We start from the raw sequence: 17717 nt of genomic DNA, 5'->3' as shown, positions 1-17717 counted from the left end.
CGGAGGTCGCGGGGTAAACCCGCTGCTACGGTTATGTGTTGTTTGTTGTGATTTGATGTCGAACCATTATGTCTTTTATGTCGCGGTACTATCGTTACGTTACACATAAATCCATCCCTACCTTTTGTCTTATTTTGTCTTTATAATCGAATGCAAACCAAGGCTTGGAACTAATACTTTGAATTGGCTACCTTTTGCTAAACATAAGCAATCCCCGCATTACGATGGAAGACCGCAAGCGTGCGAGATAGATTTACTGGTGATCCACAATATCTCGTTGCCAGCAGGGTGCTTTGGCACGTCGTACGTGGAAGACTTATTTATGGGGACATTGGACTGTGACGCAGATCCGACTTTTTCTGACTTAGCGGGAGTAAGAGTATCGGCGCATTGCGTTATTCGCCGTGACGGTAGCATCACCCAATATGTTCCCTTCGGTGAGCGGGCGTGGCATGCAGGCGTGTCGCAGTGGCAAGGTCGAACTCGCTGTAATGACTTTGCAATTGGTATTGAAATGGAGGGCACAGACACCACGCCATATACCGAAGCGCAATATACGAGTTTAGTAAAAACAACGCGTTGGCTGCAGCAGTACTATCCAAAGCTGACGAATGATCGTATTGTAGGGCACAGTGATATTGCTCCAGGAAGAAAGACAGATCCGGGGGCAGCATTTGATTGGCAGTATTATTTTACCTTGTTAACTAACCAAGAGAGCTAGGCAAGCATGATCTTAATTTCTATCATCATCGCGCTTATTATTGAACGACTTGGCGCGCGGGCGAACTACTGGCAAGTCGATTATTACCTACAAAGTTACTACGCGAACACCAAATCTTGGACTCAGCCAAATGCAATGTTGGGCTCGCATTTTGGTGTGATGCTTTGGTTAGTGATTCCTGCATTGGTTGTTGCTTTTATTTACAGTCTAAGTGACTTTGTGTTTTGGCAGTTTGCAATCAATATCTGTGTGCTCTTAGTCTGCTTTGGTTGTGCTAAATATCGCAAGCTCTATAAAGGCTATTTGAATGCGCTCACGCGAGGTGATAACGAAGCGGCTACGCTTTATGCATTGCAAATGGGGCAAGACAAATTAGAAGATGAGCCGGGCGGCGAGACTTTTGGTCAGACGCTTGCGTGGATTAACTTTCAACATTACTGCGGAGTTATTTTTTGGTTTGTGGCGTTGGGCGCGCCGGGCGCTGTGCTCTATGCGATGGTAAGACAAATTGTGCATTGGCATCACGAGCAAGAAAATCCGCCGCTGCAACATGTCTTTGAGCAGTTTTGCCGTTTATTTTATTGGTTAAATTGGCTTCCCGCACGGATCGCAAGCTTTGGCTTTTTGATCATTGGTAACTTCAGTAAAGGCACATCAAGTTGGTTGAAATATGTGTTAGATTTTAAAACGACAAATCGTCAAATTGTCACAAGCACCGCACTCGCGGCTGAGCAAATTGAACAGCAGTTTTTAGGTTGCACTTTTGAAGCAAGCTGCATGATGCGCCTTGTGAAGCGTAATATTTTGTTTTATCTAGTGATCATTGCAGTACTAACGCTATTTGGTTGGGTGGAGTAGCTAACCTGAGCTGCCAATCTTTCCTACCTTTATAACAATGCTCCATATACTGTCAGCGCATATGGAGCAGTTGAAATCAATGTTTGAAGTTGGCCTCTAACCAGCGCTTTTTCTGCTCTTCCATTTTAGTAACAAGAGGTAGATCAAAGCCCATGTTTCGAACCACATAATCCGTAACGTCTATCAAATCGCATACTCCAGTTACCGACCAAAGCGCTTCTTCTAGATCTTTTGCTTTGTGGATTGCATAGTGGCTCACATAGCGCAGCTCATTCGCAAGATAATCCATATCTGGGCGGCCAGTTTTTGACACATAGAGCTGATAGACAAAAAGTAAATCGTTGCGCAGCGCTTTTTTAGCATACAGATACAGGCTATCGATTGAGTCTTCATGAGCAATAACTTGCGCATTTACCGCTTCGTGTTGATTGGTCTGGTTTGGGTCAAACTTAATAAAGACTAGGTATTTTAGTGGTTTATCTTGTCGCGATTTTGCTTTTAGAATTTCCGTTAGTTTTTCTTCGACAAAGCGCTCGGGAAAAACGGCCTTGGCGTCCAAAGTGTTATCATCATTATCACTAAACGAATGCAGTAGGTGATGGAGTGACGTAGGGTAGAGCCCCTGTCCAATCGCCCCCACGGCATTATGTGAGGTCTCTTTATGCAAATAGAGAGGGAACTGACAGACAGATTTAGTAACCATATTACGTAGTGCAAGTGATAGTCCCGGCACCTTTGGTGCTTCATCACAAGCAACTAGCTTGTCTTTATTGCTCTCAATAAGCGCCTTGAAGAATCCCATCGCAGAATGGTCGAGTTGACCTATTTTTTGCACTTTTAAGTTAATGATAGTTTTGGCTTTATTGACCATCATCACTTCATAGCGCAAATTAGTTAAATTGTGCTGTTTCGTCAGCTTTTGCAAGTCAACTAAGTCTAAGTGTATCGAGTCCCCTTTATTCAACGGCATTTCTTGGCCGCACTCTATTTGCAAACCCATGACTGAAAAATCACGCGTAATACAGTTGAAAGTCCCTTGACCGTCAATGTGAACGACCACATTGGTTTTATAAAGGTAGCGTCTGTGCGCACGTAAGTTAACGTACTCCAAGGCTACGACTTCAAGAGGAGGCGGAGTGGCTGACTTGCCGTGACCAAACTTCTTTAATTGATTAACTAAGCTTTGTTCATAACTCAGACGTTGGAACCGCTCTGTAATAGTCGGGTTGCTAATATCGGTCAGTAACATGAGGTATTTTACGTCTTGGATAAAGCCTTGCACCCTTGGCGTGGGGCGTTTATTGAGCTTTTCAACGTTTTTGCCCGCACTTGCAGGGAGTGAGAGAGGAATAAATGCATCCTCGTGGTGGCTTGGCATAAGCTGCACTTTAAACGTGCGCCAGCTGTCTTTTTGACTGCCAAAGGCAAAAAACAGATCGTTTAGCTGCTGCATTTCTTCCAGCTCAAAATCAAAGGCTGAGTAAAAGTACATTCTGCCTTGACTTGAGTGAGTAAACACATGGCATATCGCTTCTTTTACTGCACCTGAAAGCGCAAGCAGACGCTGCATTCGTTTTTGGTTGAATACGGAGTAGAGCCCTGACTGCTTTCTTTCGTCCTCGAAATAGTAATTGATGTAGGCGTTATTTTCGTTGGTAAGCACCATACTTGGATAAAGCTGTTTTTGTTTCTCACTGATGAAAACAAACAAAGAGCAGACGCGTGGAAGATAATATTGTTCATAGCCTTTACAAACTACGGCATCCAACGTGTTGTCGAGATTTATCTTATAGCGACGTTTGTTACCATGTATAAAGCTATTTAGAAAATCATCAAACCCTTGGTTTTTCTCGATAAATGTGCGTTTTAAGCGAACTTGGTTGTATTCAATCGTGCCGGGTTCTACGGCGACGACTTCATATTGAATACCTTCTTTCAAGCCAAGCTCAAAGTCTTGCTCCAGACCCACTAAGCGGATTGAAATAATTTGTCCGGGGTCTACTTGCTGATTGGTCGGTAGCTTTATTTTAGCGCCGCTGAGGGAAATATCCGAGGTGGAAGCGGAAATCTTAGGACGATTTTTTGCCAGTTCCACTGTTATTTTAATGGAGTAATTCATGCGCTCTTCAGAGCGGCTTTCGTATGAGGCGAAACGAACAAGTTTAGTGTAGTTATGATTGACCGCGTCCTTTTCTACTTCTTCCTCGCGCGCTTTGGCCTGCTTTTGCATGACCTTATAATTATTGTCGGTACTCATTACGGATTCGTACACTGCAAGGGTATAGCCCCCGTGCTTTGCGACTTCCCGCTCGAATACTTCGATTGCTAAGTCATCCATAAAGTGCTGTTTGCCTTCATATTCGTAAGGCTTAACTTGACCTGCGACTTGTCCTCTGAGGTCAATAAATCGTGCCACGGGCTGAGATAGCCGTGACATTTCCATTTTTAATAGAAATTGGTCCGGCTTGGATAGGTCCGCAGTACGTTGCTTAAATATGCGGTCAAAAGCCGGGTCGCCAAGATCCAGTTTTAAATCCTCAATTAAGCTTTGATATTTTTGTAATCTATCTTCAGGCATAAACAGTTTTACACGCGCTCATTTTATGTGACCAGTTGGGTCACCGCCAATAATATGTCAACATTGGCGCTTTATTAGTTTATTCTTAACCTATTATTGTGTTTAAGCAAGATATATACCTGTAATTTATGGCAAAAAAGAAAACAGCATTTGTATGTAGCGATTGTGGTGCCGAATTCGCACGTTGGCAAGGACAGTGTTCTGAGTGCAAGGCATGGAATACCGTAACGGAGTTTCGCGTTCCGTCAGCAAAGTCAGTCCCTCAAGGCGGTGCAACTTCAGGCTATGCCGGTCTTGTTGAAGCTAAAGTACAAACCTTAGATGAAGTTAACTTAGAACAATTACCGCGATTTTCAACAGGCTTTAAAGAGTTTGACCGTGTACTAGGTGGGGGCGTTGTTCCAGGAAGTGCAATACTAATTGGTGGTAGCCCAGGTGCAGGTAAAAGTACGGTACTGCTGCAAACCATGTGTCGCCTCGCCGAAACCATGAACACTTTGTATGTCACCGGTGAAGAGTCGCTGCAACAAGTTGCCATGCGTGCGACACGATTGGGGCTGCCGACAAATAAGTTAAAAACACTCGCAGAAACCAATGTCGAGACGATTTGTCAGCTCGCGCTTCGTGAAAAACCAAGCATTATGGTTATCGACTCAATTCAAGTAATGCACATGAGTGATATCCAATCAGCACCGGGATCGGTTTCTCAAGTGCGTGAAAGCGCTGCATATTTGACGCGTTTTGCCAAAACAAATCAGGTCGCCATTATCATGGTGGGGCATGTGACTAAAGATGGCACTCTGGCCGGCCCTAAAGTGTTAGAGCATTGTATTGACTGCTCCATTTTACTGGAAGGCAGCGCCGATAGCCGCTTTAGAACATTGCGGGGCAATAAAAACCGTTTTGGTGCCGTAAACGAGTTAGGTGTGTTTGCCATGACAAGCCAAGGCTTAAAGGAAGTAAACAATCCGTCGGCCATTTTCTTAAATCGTGGCGAAGCGCAAACGCCAGGCTCACTGGTCATGGTTATTTGGGAAGGCACACGACCGTTACTCGTGGAAGTACAAGCACTAGTCGACTACTCACAATTGGCCAATCCTCGTCGTGTCACCGTTGGCTTGGAACAAAATCGTTTAGCCATGCTACTTGCGGTACTGCATCGTCACGGTGGTTTGCAAGTGTCGGATCAAGACGTGTTTGTAAACGTAGTGGGCGGTGTCAAAGTGACCGAAACCAGCGCCGATTTGGCCTTAATAGCCGCACTGGTTTCAAGCTTTAAAAACCAAACATTAGACAGGCAGCTGGTGGTATTTGGTGAGGTGGGGCTAGGTGGTGAGATCCGCCCTGTGCCAAGTGGGCAAGAGCGGTTGCGTGAAGCATCCAAGCATGGCTTTACAAGAGCGATTGTACCAAAAGCAAATAAACCAAAAGAAAATATAGAGGGGATGGAAATTGTAGCCGTCTCTAGCCTTAGCGAAGCGCTTGAGGCACTTTTTTAAATAATGGAGTGAATGATGAATAAGTCCACATTAGCAGTAGCCGTTGTGGTGTTAGCCGGCGCAGGGTATGTTGGCGCCAACTACTATGTTAATGAACAAGTGAAGCAAGAGATCACTAAGCAAATCGAAAGCTTCGAGCAAGACAGCGGTCTAAGCGTAAGTTTTGCTAATAGCTCAGTTGATTTATTTACCCGTGGTGTAGAAATTACCGACTTAACGATTTCACAAGTCGATGAAAATATTCCTATTTTCACCATTGAGAAACTCAACGTTGTGGGTTACGAACAGGACAAAATCAGCCCTTATACTGAGCTTGACCTAGCTGGTTTAAAAATAGCAAAAGAAGCGACTGAGTTTACCCAAGGGATGTCGCCGGAGCTGGTGAATGCAACATACCATTTAAAAACAAGTCTTGCCTATGACGATGCGTCTGGCGCGAGCGAGGTTAAATTCGCAACGTCGGCAGAAGATATTGTAAACACCTCTTTTAATGCTGCGTTTGGAAATAGCAAGGCTTTTATGGATGCCTCATTGGCGGCTTCAAAAATTCAAGGAGATTCACCAAGCCTTGAACAAGAGCTTCAAGTGCAGTCGCAAATGATGGCGGCGATGCAGTCCCTTGAGTTAAAGTCCTTTAGCATGAATATTGATAATGCAGGCGGCTTACCTCGGTTACTTGAGTCTGAAATTGCTCAGCAGGGCATGAGCAAGGCTGACTTTCAGGCGATTGTTGCCCAGCAACTACAAATGATGATGTTACCTGCTGAAATTCAAACCGCTGTGAATGACTTTGCCAATGGAATGGAGTCACTTGCTATATCTGTTTCGGTACCACAAAGTCAAAGTATGATGGCTCTTGGGCAGCAGTTATCCATGGCTATGGCGCAAAATCCAGAAACACTGCCTGAACTTATCGAGATCAACGCGAGCGGTAAGTAAAGTCAATTCAACTAATTTAAAGGGATTTTGGATTTGCTCCTAAATCCTTTTCTCCCTATAAGTCTACTCATTCGCAATGTCTGCTTCACCAAATTGATGAAATCTAAAGCGGCCTTGAGGTTGATCATACAATTCGTTGGAGTTGCAAAGGCTGCGGTGGTAGCATTGGAGTATCAATTGCTTGGGAATGTATTTATGAGCGAATTCAAAGACTACCAGCAAGCTCAATTGCTATTAGAAAAACACGAACTATTTATTGCCCCCGCCGAAGTTCATGGCACCATTTCTGGGCTATTGGCCTGTGGCCTGAATATTGAAGATTCTGAGTATTTAGGGCTATTGAGCGACGTATTTAACGACGGTCAAAAATTTTCAGCACCAATTAGAGAATTTTGCATCGATTTATATAAGCAAGTTGCTGAGCACTTCAACGACGGTGAGTTCCAATTTGAACTGTATTTGCCGCCAGAAGACGAGTCATTACATGACCAAGCTAACGCACTGATTGCTTGGGTATCAGGCTTTTTGCTTGGCTTTGGCTTAAAGCAAAAAGATTACGGTAAGTTATCCGCAGATGTTAAAGAAGTGATTAACGACTTTAGCGAAATAACCAAGCTTGATACTGGTTTTGAAGACAGCAACGACGATAAAGAAGCGCTTCTAGAAGTGGTGGAATATGTGCGTGTTTCTACACTTTTATGCTTTGCCGAAATGGGTAAAGAATCGCAATCCGTTAGCACATCAAAGACGATACATTAATTATGATAAAAAACAGCGAGTTTGTAGAACGCCGTGCGCGTCTTATTGCGGCACTAGATAACAACGCAGTAGCAATTATCCCAGCAGCCGTAGAGTTAACCCGTAGCCGCGACACCGAATTTCCGTTTCGCCAAGATAGCGACTTTTTTTACCTGACGGGCTTTAAAGAGCCGGATGCGGTTTTGGTGCTCACGAAAGACAGGGACGGTAATGGACAGTCTACGTTGTTTTGTCGCAATAAAGATAAGATCGCTGAGATTTGGCATGGTCGCCGTATGGGCTATGAGCACGCTAAATCGCAACTTGAACTCGACCAGACTTTTGCGCTTAGTGACTTAGACAGCGAGCTATTAAATCTTGTGAATGGTCGCAAGGTGCTATTCTACGGTCAAGGCACGTATAGTGCCTTTGATGATAAGGTTTGGCAGTTACTGAGTACGTTACGTGGCGCGCCGAAAAAGGGCTATCGTGCACCTGAGATCATCAAAGATATTCGTCCACTCGTCCATGAAATGCGCTTATTTAAGTCGGATGCGGAAATCGCCATCATGCGCGAAGCAGGCAGAATTAGTGCTGAGGCACACAAACGCGCCATGCAGTTTGCAAAGCCGGGCGCGACGGAATATCAGCTTGAAGCCGAAATTCATCATCATTATGCAATGAACGGTGCACGTCACCCAGCCTATGGCACCATTGTTGGCAGCGGCATCAATGCGACGATTTTACACTACACCGACAACTGTGATGCGCTACAAGACGGCGACTTAGTACTGATTGATTCGGGTTGTGAGCTTGAAGGCTATGCGGCTGATATAACTCGTACTTTCCCAGTAAACGGCCAGTTTAGTGATGCGCAGCGCAAGATTTATGACTTGGTATTAGCTGCGCAAAATGCGGCCTTTGGTGAAGTAAAACCGGGTGGCACGTTAGTTAAAGCCAATCAAGTGGCGATGACCGTATTGACTCAAGGGCTAGTAGATTTAGGCATTCTTGCGGGCGACGTTAATGAACTCGTAGAAGCGCAGGCATGCAAAGCATTTTACATGCATGGTTTAGGTCATTGGCTAGGTCTTGATGTTCACGATGTCGGTGAATACAAGTTAGATGAAGCGGACCGTCCATTTGAACCTGGCATGGTACTTACCATTGAGCCGGGTCTGTATTTTGACGAAGATGCGCAAGTTCCTGATGAATTTAAAGGGATTGGCATTCGTATCGAAGATGATTTGTTGGTCACTGAATCCGGTTATGAAAACTTAACCGCGCAGGTGCCAAAAACCATCGCAGAAATAGAAGCATTAATGAATAACTAGTGGACACTTTGCGTGCAACAGTTTGATGTCGTCGTGGTTGGTGGTGGTATGGCGGGAGCCAGCGCCGCCATTGCCATAAAAAAAGTCTCTCCGCAGGCAAAGATTGCGGTTATTGAAGCCTTTGCGCCCAAAGGTAAACAGCATCCGAGTTTTGACGATCGCAGTATTGCGCTTGCTGCGCAGTCGGTCGCATTTTTGGGCGAGCTCAATCTATTTAATCCCGAATGGCAGTATGTTGAGCCAATCACACAAGTGAATGTTTCTGACAGAGGTCACTTTGGTAAGGCGTGGATCAAGCCCGAAGACTACAACCAAAAAGCACTAGGCTATGTGGTTGAAGTCAATCCCTATGGTCACTTTTTACATGAGCAGCTGAGCAATCTTGATATTGCACTGTTTTGCCCAAACCAAGTGGCGCATTTACATCAACAACCAGAACAGGTTGAACTGACCCTCGATAATGGTGAGCAATTACAAAGCCGATTACTGGTTGTTGCGGATGGCGCGCAATCTCCCACGCGGACTAAGCTCAATATCGGCTTTGATAGCATAGGCTACGAGCAAGGCGCATTGATTGCCAATGTGCAAATTGACACGGCACATCATGGTCAGGCGTTCGAGCGTTTTACCGAACATGGCCCGATGGCACTGTTGCCAATGAGTGATAATCGTTATTCACTGGTGTGGTGTATGCCAAATGAGCAACTCAGCGAGTTTGAAGCGATGGCAGCACATGAGTTTTTAGCTGCATTGCAGCATGCCTTTGGTTATCGCGCTGGGCGCTTTGTGCAAGTAGGCATGCGAGCAAGCTATCCGCTGGTGCTTGGGCGAGTAGAGCAACTCACTCATCATCGCGTGGTGGTGATTGGTAACGCGGCGCATGCCATTCATCCCATTGCAGGGCAGGGCTTTAATTTAGGTCTACGAGATATTCAAGTACTAACCTCACAATGTCAGGCGATTGCGCCCAACGAGTGGGGAAGTTTTCAATTTACGCGTGCTTATCAACTGGCGCGAGCGCAAGATATTAACACGGTGATGACATTAACCGATGCGCTCGTTCGACTATTTTCAAACTCATCAAGAGTCTTAGCCTTAGGCCGTAGTTTAGGTCTACTCACCATGGCGCTGTCTGAAACAGCAAGAGCGCCGCTGGCTAAACAATTGATGGGATATAAAGGATAAAGGAGTTGGCATGCAACAAGTTCAAGTTTGTATTGTTGGTGGTGGATGTGTTGGTTTAACGCTGGCGCTGGGGCTTGCGCAGCAAAATATCTCGGTATTAGTGCTAGACCGTGGTGAAAAACCAACACCATTGGCACAAGAATACAGCGCACGCGTGAGCGCGATAAGCGCGGCAAGTCAGGCTTTATTTGAGCGTTTGGGCGTTTGGCCTGAGATTAAAGCGCAGCGCGCCGCAGCATATACTCGGATGGATGTACGCGATAAAGACAGCTTTGGTAAAATCGCTTTTGACAATGAATCGCTCGACTTACCTGAGCTTGGTCATATCATTGAAAATGACGCCATTCGTTTTGCGCTGTTAACAGCACTTGAAGCTGAGCAATCGGCCAAGCTGATGTGGAACACAAAATACCAAAGCCTGCACCAAACAGACACCGATGTGCTGTTAACCTTAGCCACTGGTGAGCCGGTGATGGCAAAGCTAGTGGTGGCGGCTGATGGTGCACGTTCGGCTATTCGCCAGCAGTTTAATATGCCTATCACTTATTGGGATTATGACCATCATGCGCTGGTTGCAACGATAAAAACCGCAGCGCCGCATGACGCAACCGCGAGACAAATATTCCTCCCCGATGGACCACTGGCCTTTTTGCCGCTTGATGACCCATATACTCATTCAATTGTTTGGTCTACCGCACCGGATAAAGCAAAGCAGCTACAAGCCATGCCGGTAGAGGCGTTTAATAAAGCGTTGAGTGCTGCGATTGATATGCAGTGCGGCGTGTGTGAGCTGGTGAGCGAAAGACATGTTTTTCCGTTGACCATGCGCTATGCAAAACAATGGGTGCAAGGGCGCATCGTTTTAATGGGCGACGCGGCACATACCATTCACCCGCTTGCAGGTCTTGGCATGAATTTAGGACTAAAAGACGCTGCGTATCTGATCACCTTGTTATCAGCACCGCAAGAGCAATTTGCCAGCACTCGGATACTGCGCCAATATGAGCGCAGCAGAAAAGCAGATGCTCAAAAGCATATTGCCATGATGCAAGGACTTAAAGAGCTGTTTGAAGGCAACCATCCGCTTAAAAAGTTAGTGCGCGGTGTTGGCCTGAGCTTGGTCGACAACCTCGGTCCAATCAAACACCTGTTCGCCAAAGAAGCGATAGGCGGTAAATAAAAAGATCGCCGCGTAAAGCGCCTCCCACAAAACGGGGATTTGCTTCAGGTGGGAGCGAGTTCATCCCGCGATCTTTTCCCTAATCAGTATCGCCGCATAAAGCGGCTCCCACAAGGTTTTACGTTGCTGGTAGGAGCGGGTTCACCCCGCGATCTTTTAACCTAACCTCAATGCAATAAACTCTGCGAGTTTATCAACGGCGTGGGCGGATTCTTGGGTATTTTTGACTAGGCTGATACCGATTTGGCCGAGTTCGGGTAATATTTGAGTTTGGGTCTGATAAGGCAGCTCCGCAGGAACGGTGCTTTTAGCCAGTACGGTGATCCCGAGTCCCTCTTTTAATGCGGCGGTAAGGCCGGTTAAGTCGGCGTTGCTATATACGATACGATATTGTAATCCAGCTTGCTGCAGCGCCTCGATAGCACGGCGGCGATAAATACAGCCTTCTGGTGCGGTGACTAAGGTGACAGTCGATAGCTGTGCAAGTGATAAATCGCCAACCCAGACCAACTGGTCTTGCATAAAGACAGGGTACTTGGATGAGCTAAGCTCTTCATTGAGCGCTAGCACCAAATCAAATTGGTCTTGCCTTGCTACTGACAGTAAATGTTTACTCAGCCTTGATTTAACTTCCAGCGCAACATCAGGATATAAAGAAACAAAATCGCCAATAATCGAGGGTAAGATCCTTGCTGCAAATTCGCTGGGAATACCTAAGCGCACTCTGCCCGTTACACTCTCAGAGGTAAACTGCTGAATAATTGCATCGTTTTGCTGCAGCATTTGTTTGGCGAGGGGCAAAAGTAGCTCACCATATTGATTCAACACCTGCCTTTGACCCTGCTTTTTAAACAGCTTGCAACCTAGCATGTCTTCTAAGCGTTTGATCTGCAAGCTAACAGCAGGTTGAGACAAACCAAGTAGCTCACCGGCCTTGGCAAAGCCACCGACATCAACCACAGTGACCAGCGTTCTTAATCCATCGATTGATAAGTTTTTCATATAAGGAAATGCAATTTATAAAACCCAAGTACATTAATATTATTTATCAATTGATAAGTAAATACAATTTGTTGTTGAGTTTGCGCATCCTTATACTTTTGCTCATCGAAATTTCACTAAGGTAGTGCCATGAGCGTCACGCCAATTATCTTTGCAAAGCACCGTCAGGGCAGTGTTCCGGCGCAAAACCATTACATGCCAACTGATGCTGTTGTTGTACTCGATTTCAGCGGCTTTGAGACCACGCCTTTCTTAAGCCAAATTCTTGCACTTAACTTGAACAAGTTAATGGCACCAGGCTTAGGTTTTCAAGGCAAACTAGACAGTGGCGAAAATTTCGCCGTGTACTATTTTAGTGAAACGGCTTACCGTTTTGTTGTAAGTGAAAGCGCAGCCGCTGAGCTGGCAACATTGATTGATAGCCATGCTAACGAGTTTGATATTGAACTAGTTCGCCGTCATGATTTAGTTGCCGCTACCATAAGCGGCGAGCTTGCGTTTGAGCGTTTAGTCAGTGACTTTACGTTAACGCCAGGCCTTAGGATCTCAGATAAAAATGCCTGCTATGGCAAGCAAAGCGGTGAAGTATTTATTACGACCTTGCTGGTGGACGAACAGCAACAGTATCAGTTGATTGCACAAGCCACTGTGTTAGAAAAGTGGCAAACGACGCTCACTGACGCTGGTTTTAAACTCGTTTCATAAATTCCGTGCAGTTATCGTAAGCGCGATAACAATAACCCCCTCAGTGCTCAACCTTAAGCTGCTGAGTAAAAAAGTGAAGGATAAGTATGACTTCTAAAACAGTACTACACGCTAAGCACCTAGAAGCTGGCGCGAAAATGGTAGACTTCCACGGTTGGGAAATGCCAATCAACTATGGCTCACAAATTGAAGAGCACCACGCTGTGCGTCAAGATGCAGGCATGTTTGACGTTTCACACATGACGATTGTTGATATCGAAGGTGTAGACGCAAAGGCATTTCTACAAAAGCTAGTTGCAAACGATGTAGCTAAGCTTACTGTGGCTGGTAAGGCACTATACACAGGCATGCTAAACGAGCAGGGCGGTGTGATTGACGACCTTATCATTTACTTCTTCACTGAAACGCAATATCGCATGGTTGTTAACTCTGCAACACGTGAAAAAGATCTTGCACACATCGGTGCGGTAGCAGCAGATTTTGATGTAACAGTCACAGAGCGTCCTGAGTACGCGATGATTGCGGTACAAGGTCCAAATGCAAAAGCAAAAACAGCCACTATCCTAGACGAACAACAACAAGCGGCTGTTGAAGGCATGAAGCCATTCTTTGGTGTGCAAGCTGGCGACCTGTTTATCGCAACAACGGGTTACACTGGTGAAGATGGTTACGAAATCGTAGTACACAACGATGGTGCGGCGGACTTATGGCAAAAATTATTAGACGCAGGTGTGCGTCCGGCTGGCCTAGGTGCACGTGATACGCTACGTTTAGAAGCGGGCATGAACCTTTACGGCTCAGACATGGACGAGACGGTGTCCCCACTTGCAGCGAACATGGCATGGACAATTGCATGGGAGCCAGAGGAGCGTGACTTTATCGGCCGTGCGGCTATCACTAAGCAACGCGCAGAGCAAAGCACTGACAAGCTGGTAGGTTTAGTCCTAGAAAGCAAAGGCGTATTACGTGGTGGCTCTAAAGTTATCGTAGAAGGTGGCGAAGGTGTTATTACTTCTGGTACATTCTCACCAACTTTAGGCTTCAGTGTAGCGCTTGCGCGTGTACCTCGTTCAATTGGCGAGACTGCACAAGTTGAAATGCGTAAGAAGCTAGTTGATGTTAAAGTAGTTAAGCCAAGCTTCGTTCGTAACGGCAAGTCAATTATCTAGTTTTTTTAGATAATAAATAGAATAACATTGATGTCGCTCACGGGGTGACATCGCAACCGACCAAAGGAACAAAAAAATGAGCAACATTCCTAGCGAGTTAAAGTACGCTACTTCACACGAGTGGGTTCGCGCTGAAGGTGACGGCATTTACACTGTTGGTATCACTGAGCACGCACAAGAGCTTCTAGGCGACATGGTATTCGTTGAATTACCAGACGTAGATGATGAAGTTGACGCGGGTGAAGACTGCGCGGTAGCTGAGTCTGTAAAAGCAGCGTCAGACATCTATGCACCAATCGGCGGCACTATCGTTGCAATCAACGAAGAGCTAGAAGATGCGCCTGAAACTGTAAACAACGATGCTTACGGTGACGGTTGGTTGTTCCGTATTAAAGCGTCTGATGAGTCTGAGCTAGACAATCTACTAGACGCTGAAGGCTACGCAAATTCAATCGACGAAGACTAATTTGTTGATAGTAATAAAAGCCCCTTTTTAGGGGCTTTTATTGTTGCTTTTTGGGCAAGGGTGCTTGCTCAAGGTATGACGAGCTCATGCCAACGTTTTTAGAATACTGCCGTTACCAAGGTATCTCATTTAGATAAAAACAGTATTCACCTTTTTCATTTGGATCATAGGAACCTGGACTAATGTCAAACGCCAAATCTCTTGAACAGTTAGAGCAAAAGCAAGATTTTATCCGCCGCCATATTGGGCCAAGCCCAGCACAGGTGAGCGAGATGCTAAGCGCTCTTGGAGTATCTAGTGTTGAAGAGCTGATCGGTCAAACTGTACCTGCTTCAATTCGTTTAGAAGAGGGCTTACAGATCGGTGAAAGCCGCACAGAAGTGGAAACCCTAAGCTACCTGAAATCAGTAGCAAGCAAAAACAAGGTTTTCAAATCTTACATCGGTCAAGGCTACCACCCAACTCACGTACCGAATGTTATTTTACGTAACGTACTTGAGAATCCGGGTTGGTACACAGCTTACACCCCTTATCAGCCAGAGATTGCGCAAGGTCGCTTGGAGTCATTGCTTAACTTCCAAACGCTGACTATGGACATTACCGGCCTAGACTTGGCAAGTGCATCACTACTTGACGAATCCACTGCAGCGGCAGAAGCAATGGCGCTTGCAAAACGTGTATCTAAAGCGAAAAAAGCAAACATCTTCTTTATCGCAGACGACGTTCACGTACAAACTATCGACGTAGTATCTACGCGTGCTGAGCAGTTTGGTTTTGAAGTAGTAGTAGGCCCTGCTAGCGACGCTGCTAACCACGAGATTTTTGGTGCGCTATTCCAGTATCCTTCAACATCAGGTGAAGTGGTTGACGTTACTGACCTAATCGCACAAGTACAAGACAAAAAAGCGATTGCCTGTGTTGCCGCAGACATCATGAGCTTAATGCTACTTAAAGCACCAGGTAAACTAGGTGCAGACGTAGTACTTGGTTCTGCACAGCGTTTTGGTGTACCTATGGGTTACGGCGGTCCACACGCGGCATTCTTTGCTACGCGTGATGCTTACAAGCGCTCACTACCAGGCCGTATTATTGGTGTGTCTAAAGACCGTTTAGGTAACGACGCGTTACGTATGGCGATGCAAACTCGTGAACAGCACATCCGCCGTGAAAAGGCCAACTCAAACATTTGTACTGCACAGGTGCTACTGGCAAACATGGCTGCGTTTTACGCGGTTTACCATGGTCCTCAAGGTCTTAAGATCATCGCTGAGCGCATTAATCGCCTTGCAAGCATTCTTGCCACGGGTCTTAAAGCAAAAGGCGTAGCACTTAAGCACGATACTTGGTTTGACACCATTACGGTAAAAGCGGACGACGCTGACAAGCAAGCGGTTGTGGCGCGTGCGGTAGCAAAAGGTGTGAACTTTGCCCTTAACCACAATGGCGAATACTCAATTGCAGTAAACGAAACCACAACGCGTGCGGACGTAGCTGAGCTATTCGACATCATTTTAGGCGACGACCACGGCCTAAATGTAGATGCGTTAGACGCACAAGTATCAGGCGAGAACATCACAGGTATTCCTGCGAGCCTAGTGCGCGACGACGAAATTTTAACGCACGCGAACTTCAACAGCTATCACAGCGAAACCGAGATGCTGCGTTATATCAAGCGTCTTGAAAACAAAGATTTAGCACTAAACCACTCAATGATCTCATTGGGCTCGTGTACCATGAAGCTAAATGCAACCGCTGAAATGATCCCAGTAACTTGGCCTGAGTTTGCAGAGCTACACCCGTTCTGCCCAATCGACCAAGCACAAGGTTATAAGATCATGATGACTGAGCTGCACGACTGGCTTGTGAACATCACAGGTTACGACGCAGTATCACTACAGCCAAACTCAGGTGCACAAGGTGAATATGCAGGCCTTATCGCGATCCGTAAGTACCATGAGTCTCGTGGTGAAGGTCACCGTAACATCTGTTTGATCCCAAGTTCAGCGCACGGTACAAACCCAGCGTCTGCACAAATGGCAAGCATGAAAGTAGTTGTGGTTGACTGTGATAAAAACGGTAACATCGATATGGACGACCTACGCGCGAAAGCTGCAGACGTAGCTGAAAACCTATCGTGCATCATGGTAACGTACCCGTCTACACACGGTGTGTACGAAGAATCTATCCGTGAAGTATGCGACATCGTGCACCAGCACGGCGGCCAAGTATATATGGACGGCGCAAACATGAACGCGCAGGTTGGTGTAACTAGCCCAGGTTCAATCGGCTCTGATGTATCGCACTTAAACCTACACAAAACATTCTGTATTCCACACGGTGGCGGTGGCCCAGGTGTTGGTCCTATCGGTGTTAAATCGCACCTAGCGCCATTTATGCCTAACCACAGCGTGATCAACGTAGAAGGCACAAACGTAGGTAACGGCGCGGTTTCTGCGGCACCTTACGGCTCAGCAGCTATTCTACCTATCTCGTGGGCATACATCGCGATGATGGGCAGCGAAGGCCTAAAACAAGCAACTGAAATGGCAATCGTAAACGCTAACTATCTAACGGCTAAGTTGAGCGAGCACTTCCCAATTCTATACCGTGGCCGTAACGACCGTGTTGCCCACGAATGTATTGTTGACCTACGCCCACTGAAAGAAGCCACAGGCATTACCGAAATGGACGTTGCTAAGCGTCTACAAGACTACGGCTTCCACTCACCAACGATGTCGTTCCCAGTAGCGGGCACACTAATGGTTGAGCCAACGGAATCTGAGTCTAAGGTAGAAATCGACCGCTTTATCGAAGCCATGGTTTCTATCAAAGGTGAAATCGACAAGATTGCATCAGGCGAGTGGTCTATCGAAGACAACCCATTAGTATTTGCACCACACACGCAAGCAGACGTACTAAGCAACGACTGGAACCGTGCATACGACCGTTTTTACGCTGCATTCCCAGTACCAAGCGTAGCAAAAGACAAATTCTGGCCAACGGTAACCCGTATCGACGACGTATACGGCGACCGTAACCTTATCTGTTCTTGCCCTGCGGTTGATACTTACCGCGATGCGTAAGGGATGTAGATCTCGAATAAAGAATGCAACTATCGGAATTAAGTTTGCAACTCAAATAAAGTTTGCAACCGATAGTTGGATTTTGAGGTCAGTAAAATAAAAAAGCGAACCAGAAATGGTTCGCTTTTATATTTCATCTAAAACGAAAACACATTTAGTGTTTTAGGCCTGACCCTCTTTGATCTTGTTCTATATTCGTTTTGGCAGTAATAGGGGAACTCCGATAGCTTATTTCACAGAATCATAAATATCGCTTTGAA

General features: G+C 46.0%; 14 protein-coding genes. 12 read left to right on the top strand and 2 right to left on the bottom strand.

What is annotated here, in order from left to right:
* Window positions 1-178: 178 nt before the first annotated feature.
* Both ampD and ampE read left to right on the top strand, forming a co-directional pair.
* Complete coding sequence (gene ampD / locus B1L02_RS13165) at window positions 179-721, top strand: 1,6-anhydro-N-acetylmuramyl-L-alanine amidase AmpD (protein ID WP_088531395.1); 543 nt, start codon at window positions 179-181, stop codon at window positions 719-721.
* A 6-nt stretch (window positions 722-727) separates the two neighbouring features.
* Window positions 728-1579 carry a beta-lactamase regulator AmpE gene (ampE, locus tag B1L02_RS13160; RefSeq protein ID WP_088531394.1) on the top strand — a complete coding sequence of 284 codons (852 nt, stop codon included), beginning with the start codon at window positions 728-730 and terminating at the stop codon, window positions 1577-1579.
* A 76-nt stretch (window positions 1580-1655) separates the two neighbouring features.
* On the opposite strand, the gene B1L02_RS13155 is transcribed toward ampE, so the two are convergent.
* Window positions 1656-4157, bottom strand: a complete 2502-nt coding sequence (locus B1L02_RS13155) for a PilZ domain-containing protein (protein WP_088531393.1) — start codon at window positions 4155-4157, stop codon at window positions 1656-1658.
* Window positions 4158-4285: 128 nt separating this feature from the next.
* Here B1L02_RS13155 and radA point away from each other — a divergent pair, with 128 nt between their 5' ends.
* From radA to B1L02_RS13125, 6 genes are all read left to right on the top strand, one after another.
* On the top strand, window positions 4286-5656 hold the full coding sequence (radA, locus tag B1L02_RS13150) for a DNA repair protein RadA (protein WP_088531392.1): 1371 nt from the start codon (window positions 4286-4288) through the stop codon (window positions 5654-5656).
* Window positions 5657-5668: 12 nt separating this feature from the next.
* Window positions 5669-6595, top strand: a complete 927-nt coding sequence (locus B1L02_RS13145; protein WP_223192006.1) for a DUF945 family protein — start codon at window positions 5669-5671, stop codon at window positions 6593-6595.
* Window positions 6596-6790: 195 nt separating this feature from the next.
* Complete coding sequence (locus B1L02_RS13140; protein ID WP_088532284.1) at window positions 6791-7354, top strand: UPF0149 family protein; 564 nt, start codon at window positions 6791-6793, stop codon at window positions 7352-7354.
* A 2-nt stretch (window positions 7355-7356) separates the two neighbouring features.
* Window positions 7357-8667, top strand: coding sequence for a Xaa-Pro aminopeptidase (pepP, locus tag B1L02_RS13135; protein ID WP_088531390.1), 1311 nt, complete (start codon window positions 7357-7359; stop codon window positions 8665-8667).
* Between the two features lie 12 nt (window positions 8668-8679).
* A complete protein-coding gene (gene ubiH, locus B1L02_RS13130; RefSeq protein ID WP_088531389.1) occupies window positions 8680-9852 on the top strand; it encodes a 2-octaprenyl-6-methoxyphenyl hydroxylase in 1173 nt (390 codons plus the stop codon).
* 10 nt (window positions 9853-9862) lie between these two features.
* Window positions 9863-11032, top strand: coding sequence for an FAD-dependent oxidoreductase (locus tag B1L02_RS13125; RefSeq protein WP_088531388.1), 1170 nt, complete (start codon window positions 9863-9865; stop codon window positions 11030-11032).
* A 156-nt stretch (window positions 11033-11188) separates the two neighbouring features.
* Here the strand turns inward: B1L02_RS13125 and B1L02_RS13120 are convergent, their stop codons facing one another.
* On the bottom strand, window positions 11189-12034 hold the full coding sequence (locus B1L02_RS13120; protein WP_088531387.1) for a LysR family transcriptional regulator: 846 nt from the start codon (window positions 12032-12034) through the stop codon (window positions 11189-11191).
* A 129-nt stretch (window positions 12035-12163) separates the two neighbouring features.
* Between B1L02_RS13120 and B1L02_RS13115 the strand changes: the two genes are divergently transcribed.
* From B1L02_RS13115 to gcvP, 4 genes are all read left to right on the top strand, one after another.
* Complete coding sequence (locus B1L02_RS13115; protein ID WP_088531386.1) at window positions 12164-12739, top strand: hypothetical protein; 576 nt, start codon at window positions 12164-12166, stop codon at window positions 12737-12739.
* A gap of 86 nt (window positions 12740-12825) precedes the next feature.
* Window positions 12826-13908, top strand: a complete 1083-nt coding sequence (gcvT, locus tag B1L02_RS13110; protein ID WP_088531385.1) for a glycine cleavage system aminomethyltransferase GcvT — start codon at window positions 12826-12828, stop codon at window positions 13906-13908.
* 76 nt (window positions 13909-13984) lie between these two features.
* Window positions 13985-14374 (top strand): glycine cleavage system protein GcvH, encoded by a 390-nt coding sequence (gene gcvH / locus B1L02_RS13105; protein WP_088531384.1) that lies wholly within the window; start codon window positions 13985-13987, stop codon window positions 14372-14374.
* 182 nt (window positions 14375-14556) lie between these two features.
* The gene (gcvP, locus tag B1L02_RS13100) at window positions 14557-17457 is read left to right on the top strand and encodes an aminomethyl-transferring glycine dehydrogenase (RefSeq protein WP_088531383.1); all 2901 of its coding nucleotides are present in this window, start codon (window positions 14557-14559) and stop codon (window positions 17455-17457) included.
* Window positions 17458-17717: the final 260 nt, after the last annotated feature.

The sequence above is a fragment of the Pseudoalteromonas piscicida genome (assembly GCF_002208135.1).
In the GTDB taxonomy this organism is placed as follows: Bacteria; Pseudomonadota; Gammaproteobacteria; order Enterobacterales; family Alteromonadaceae; genus Pseudoalteromonas; species Pseudoalteromonas piscicida_A.
The sequence above is the reverse complement of the archived record's forward strand: the minus strand, read 5'-3'. Positions and strand labels throughout refer to the sequence as shown.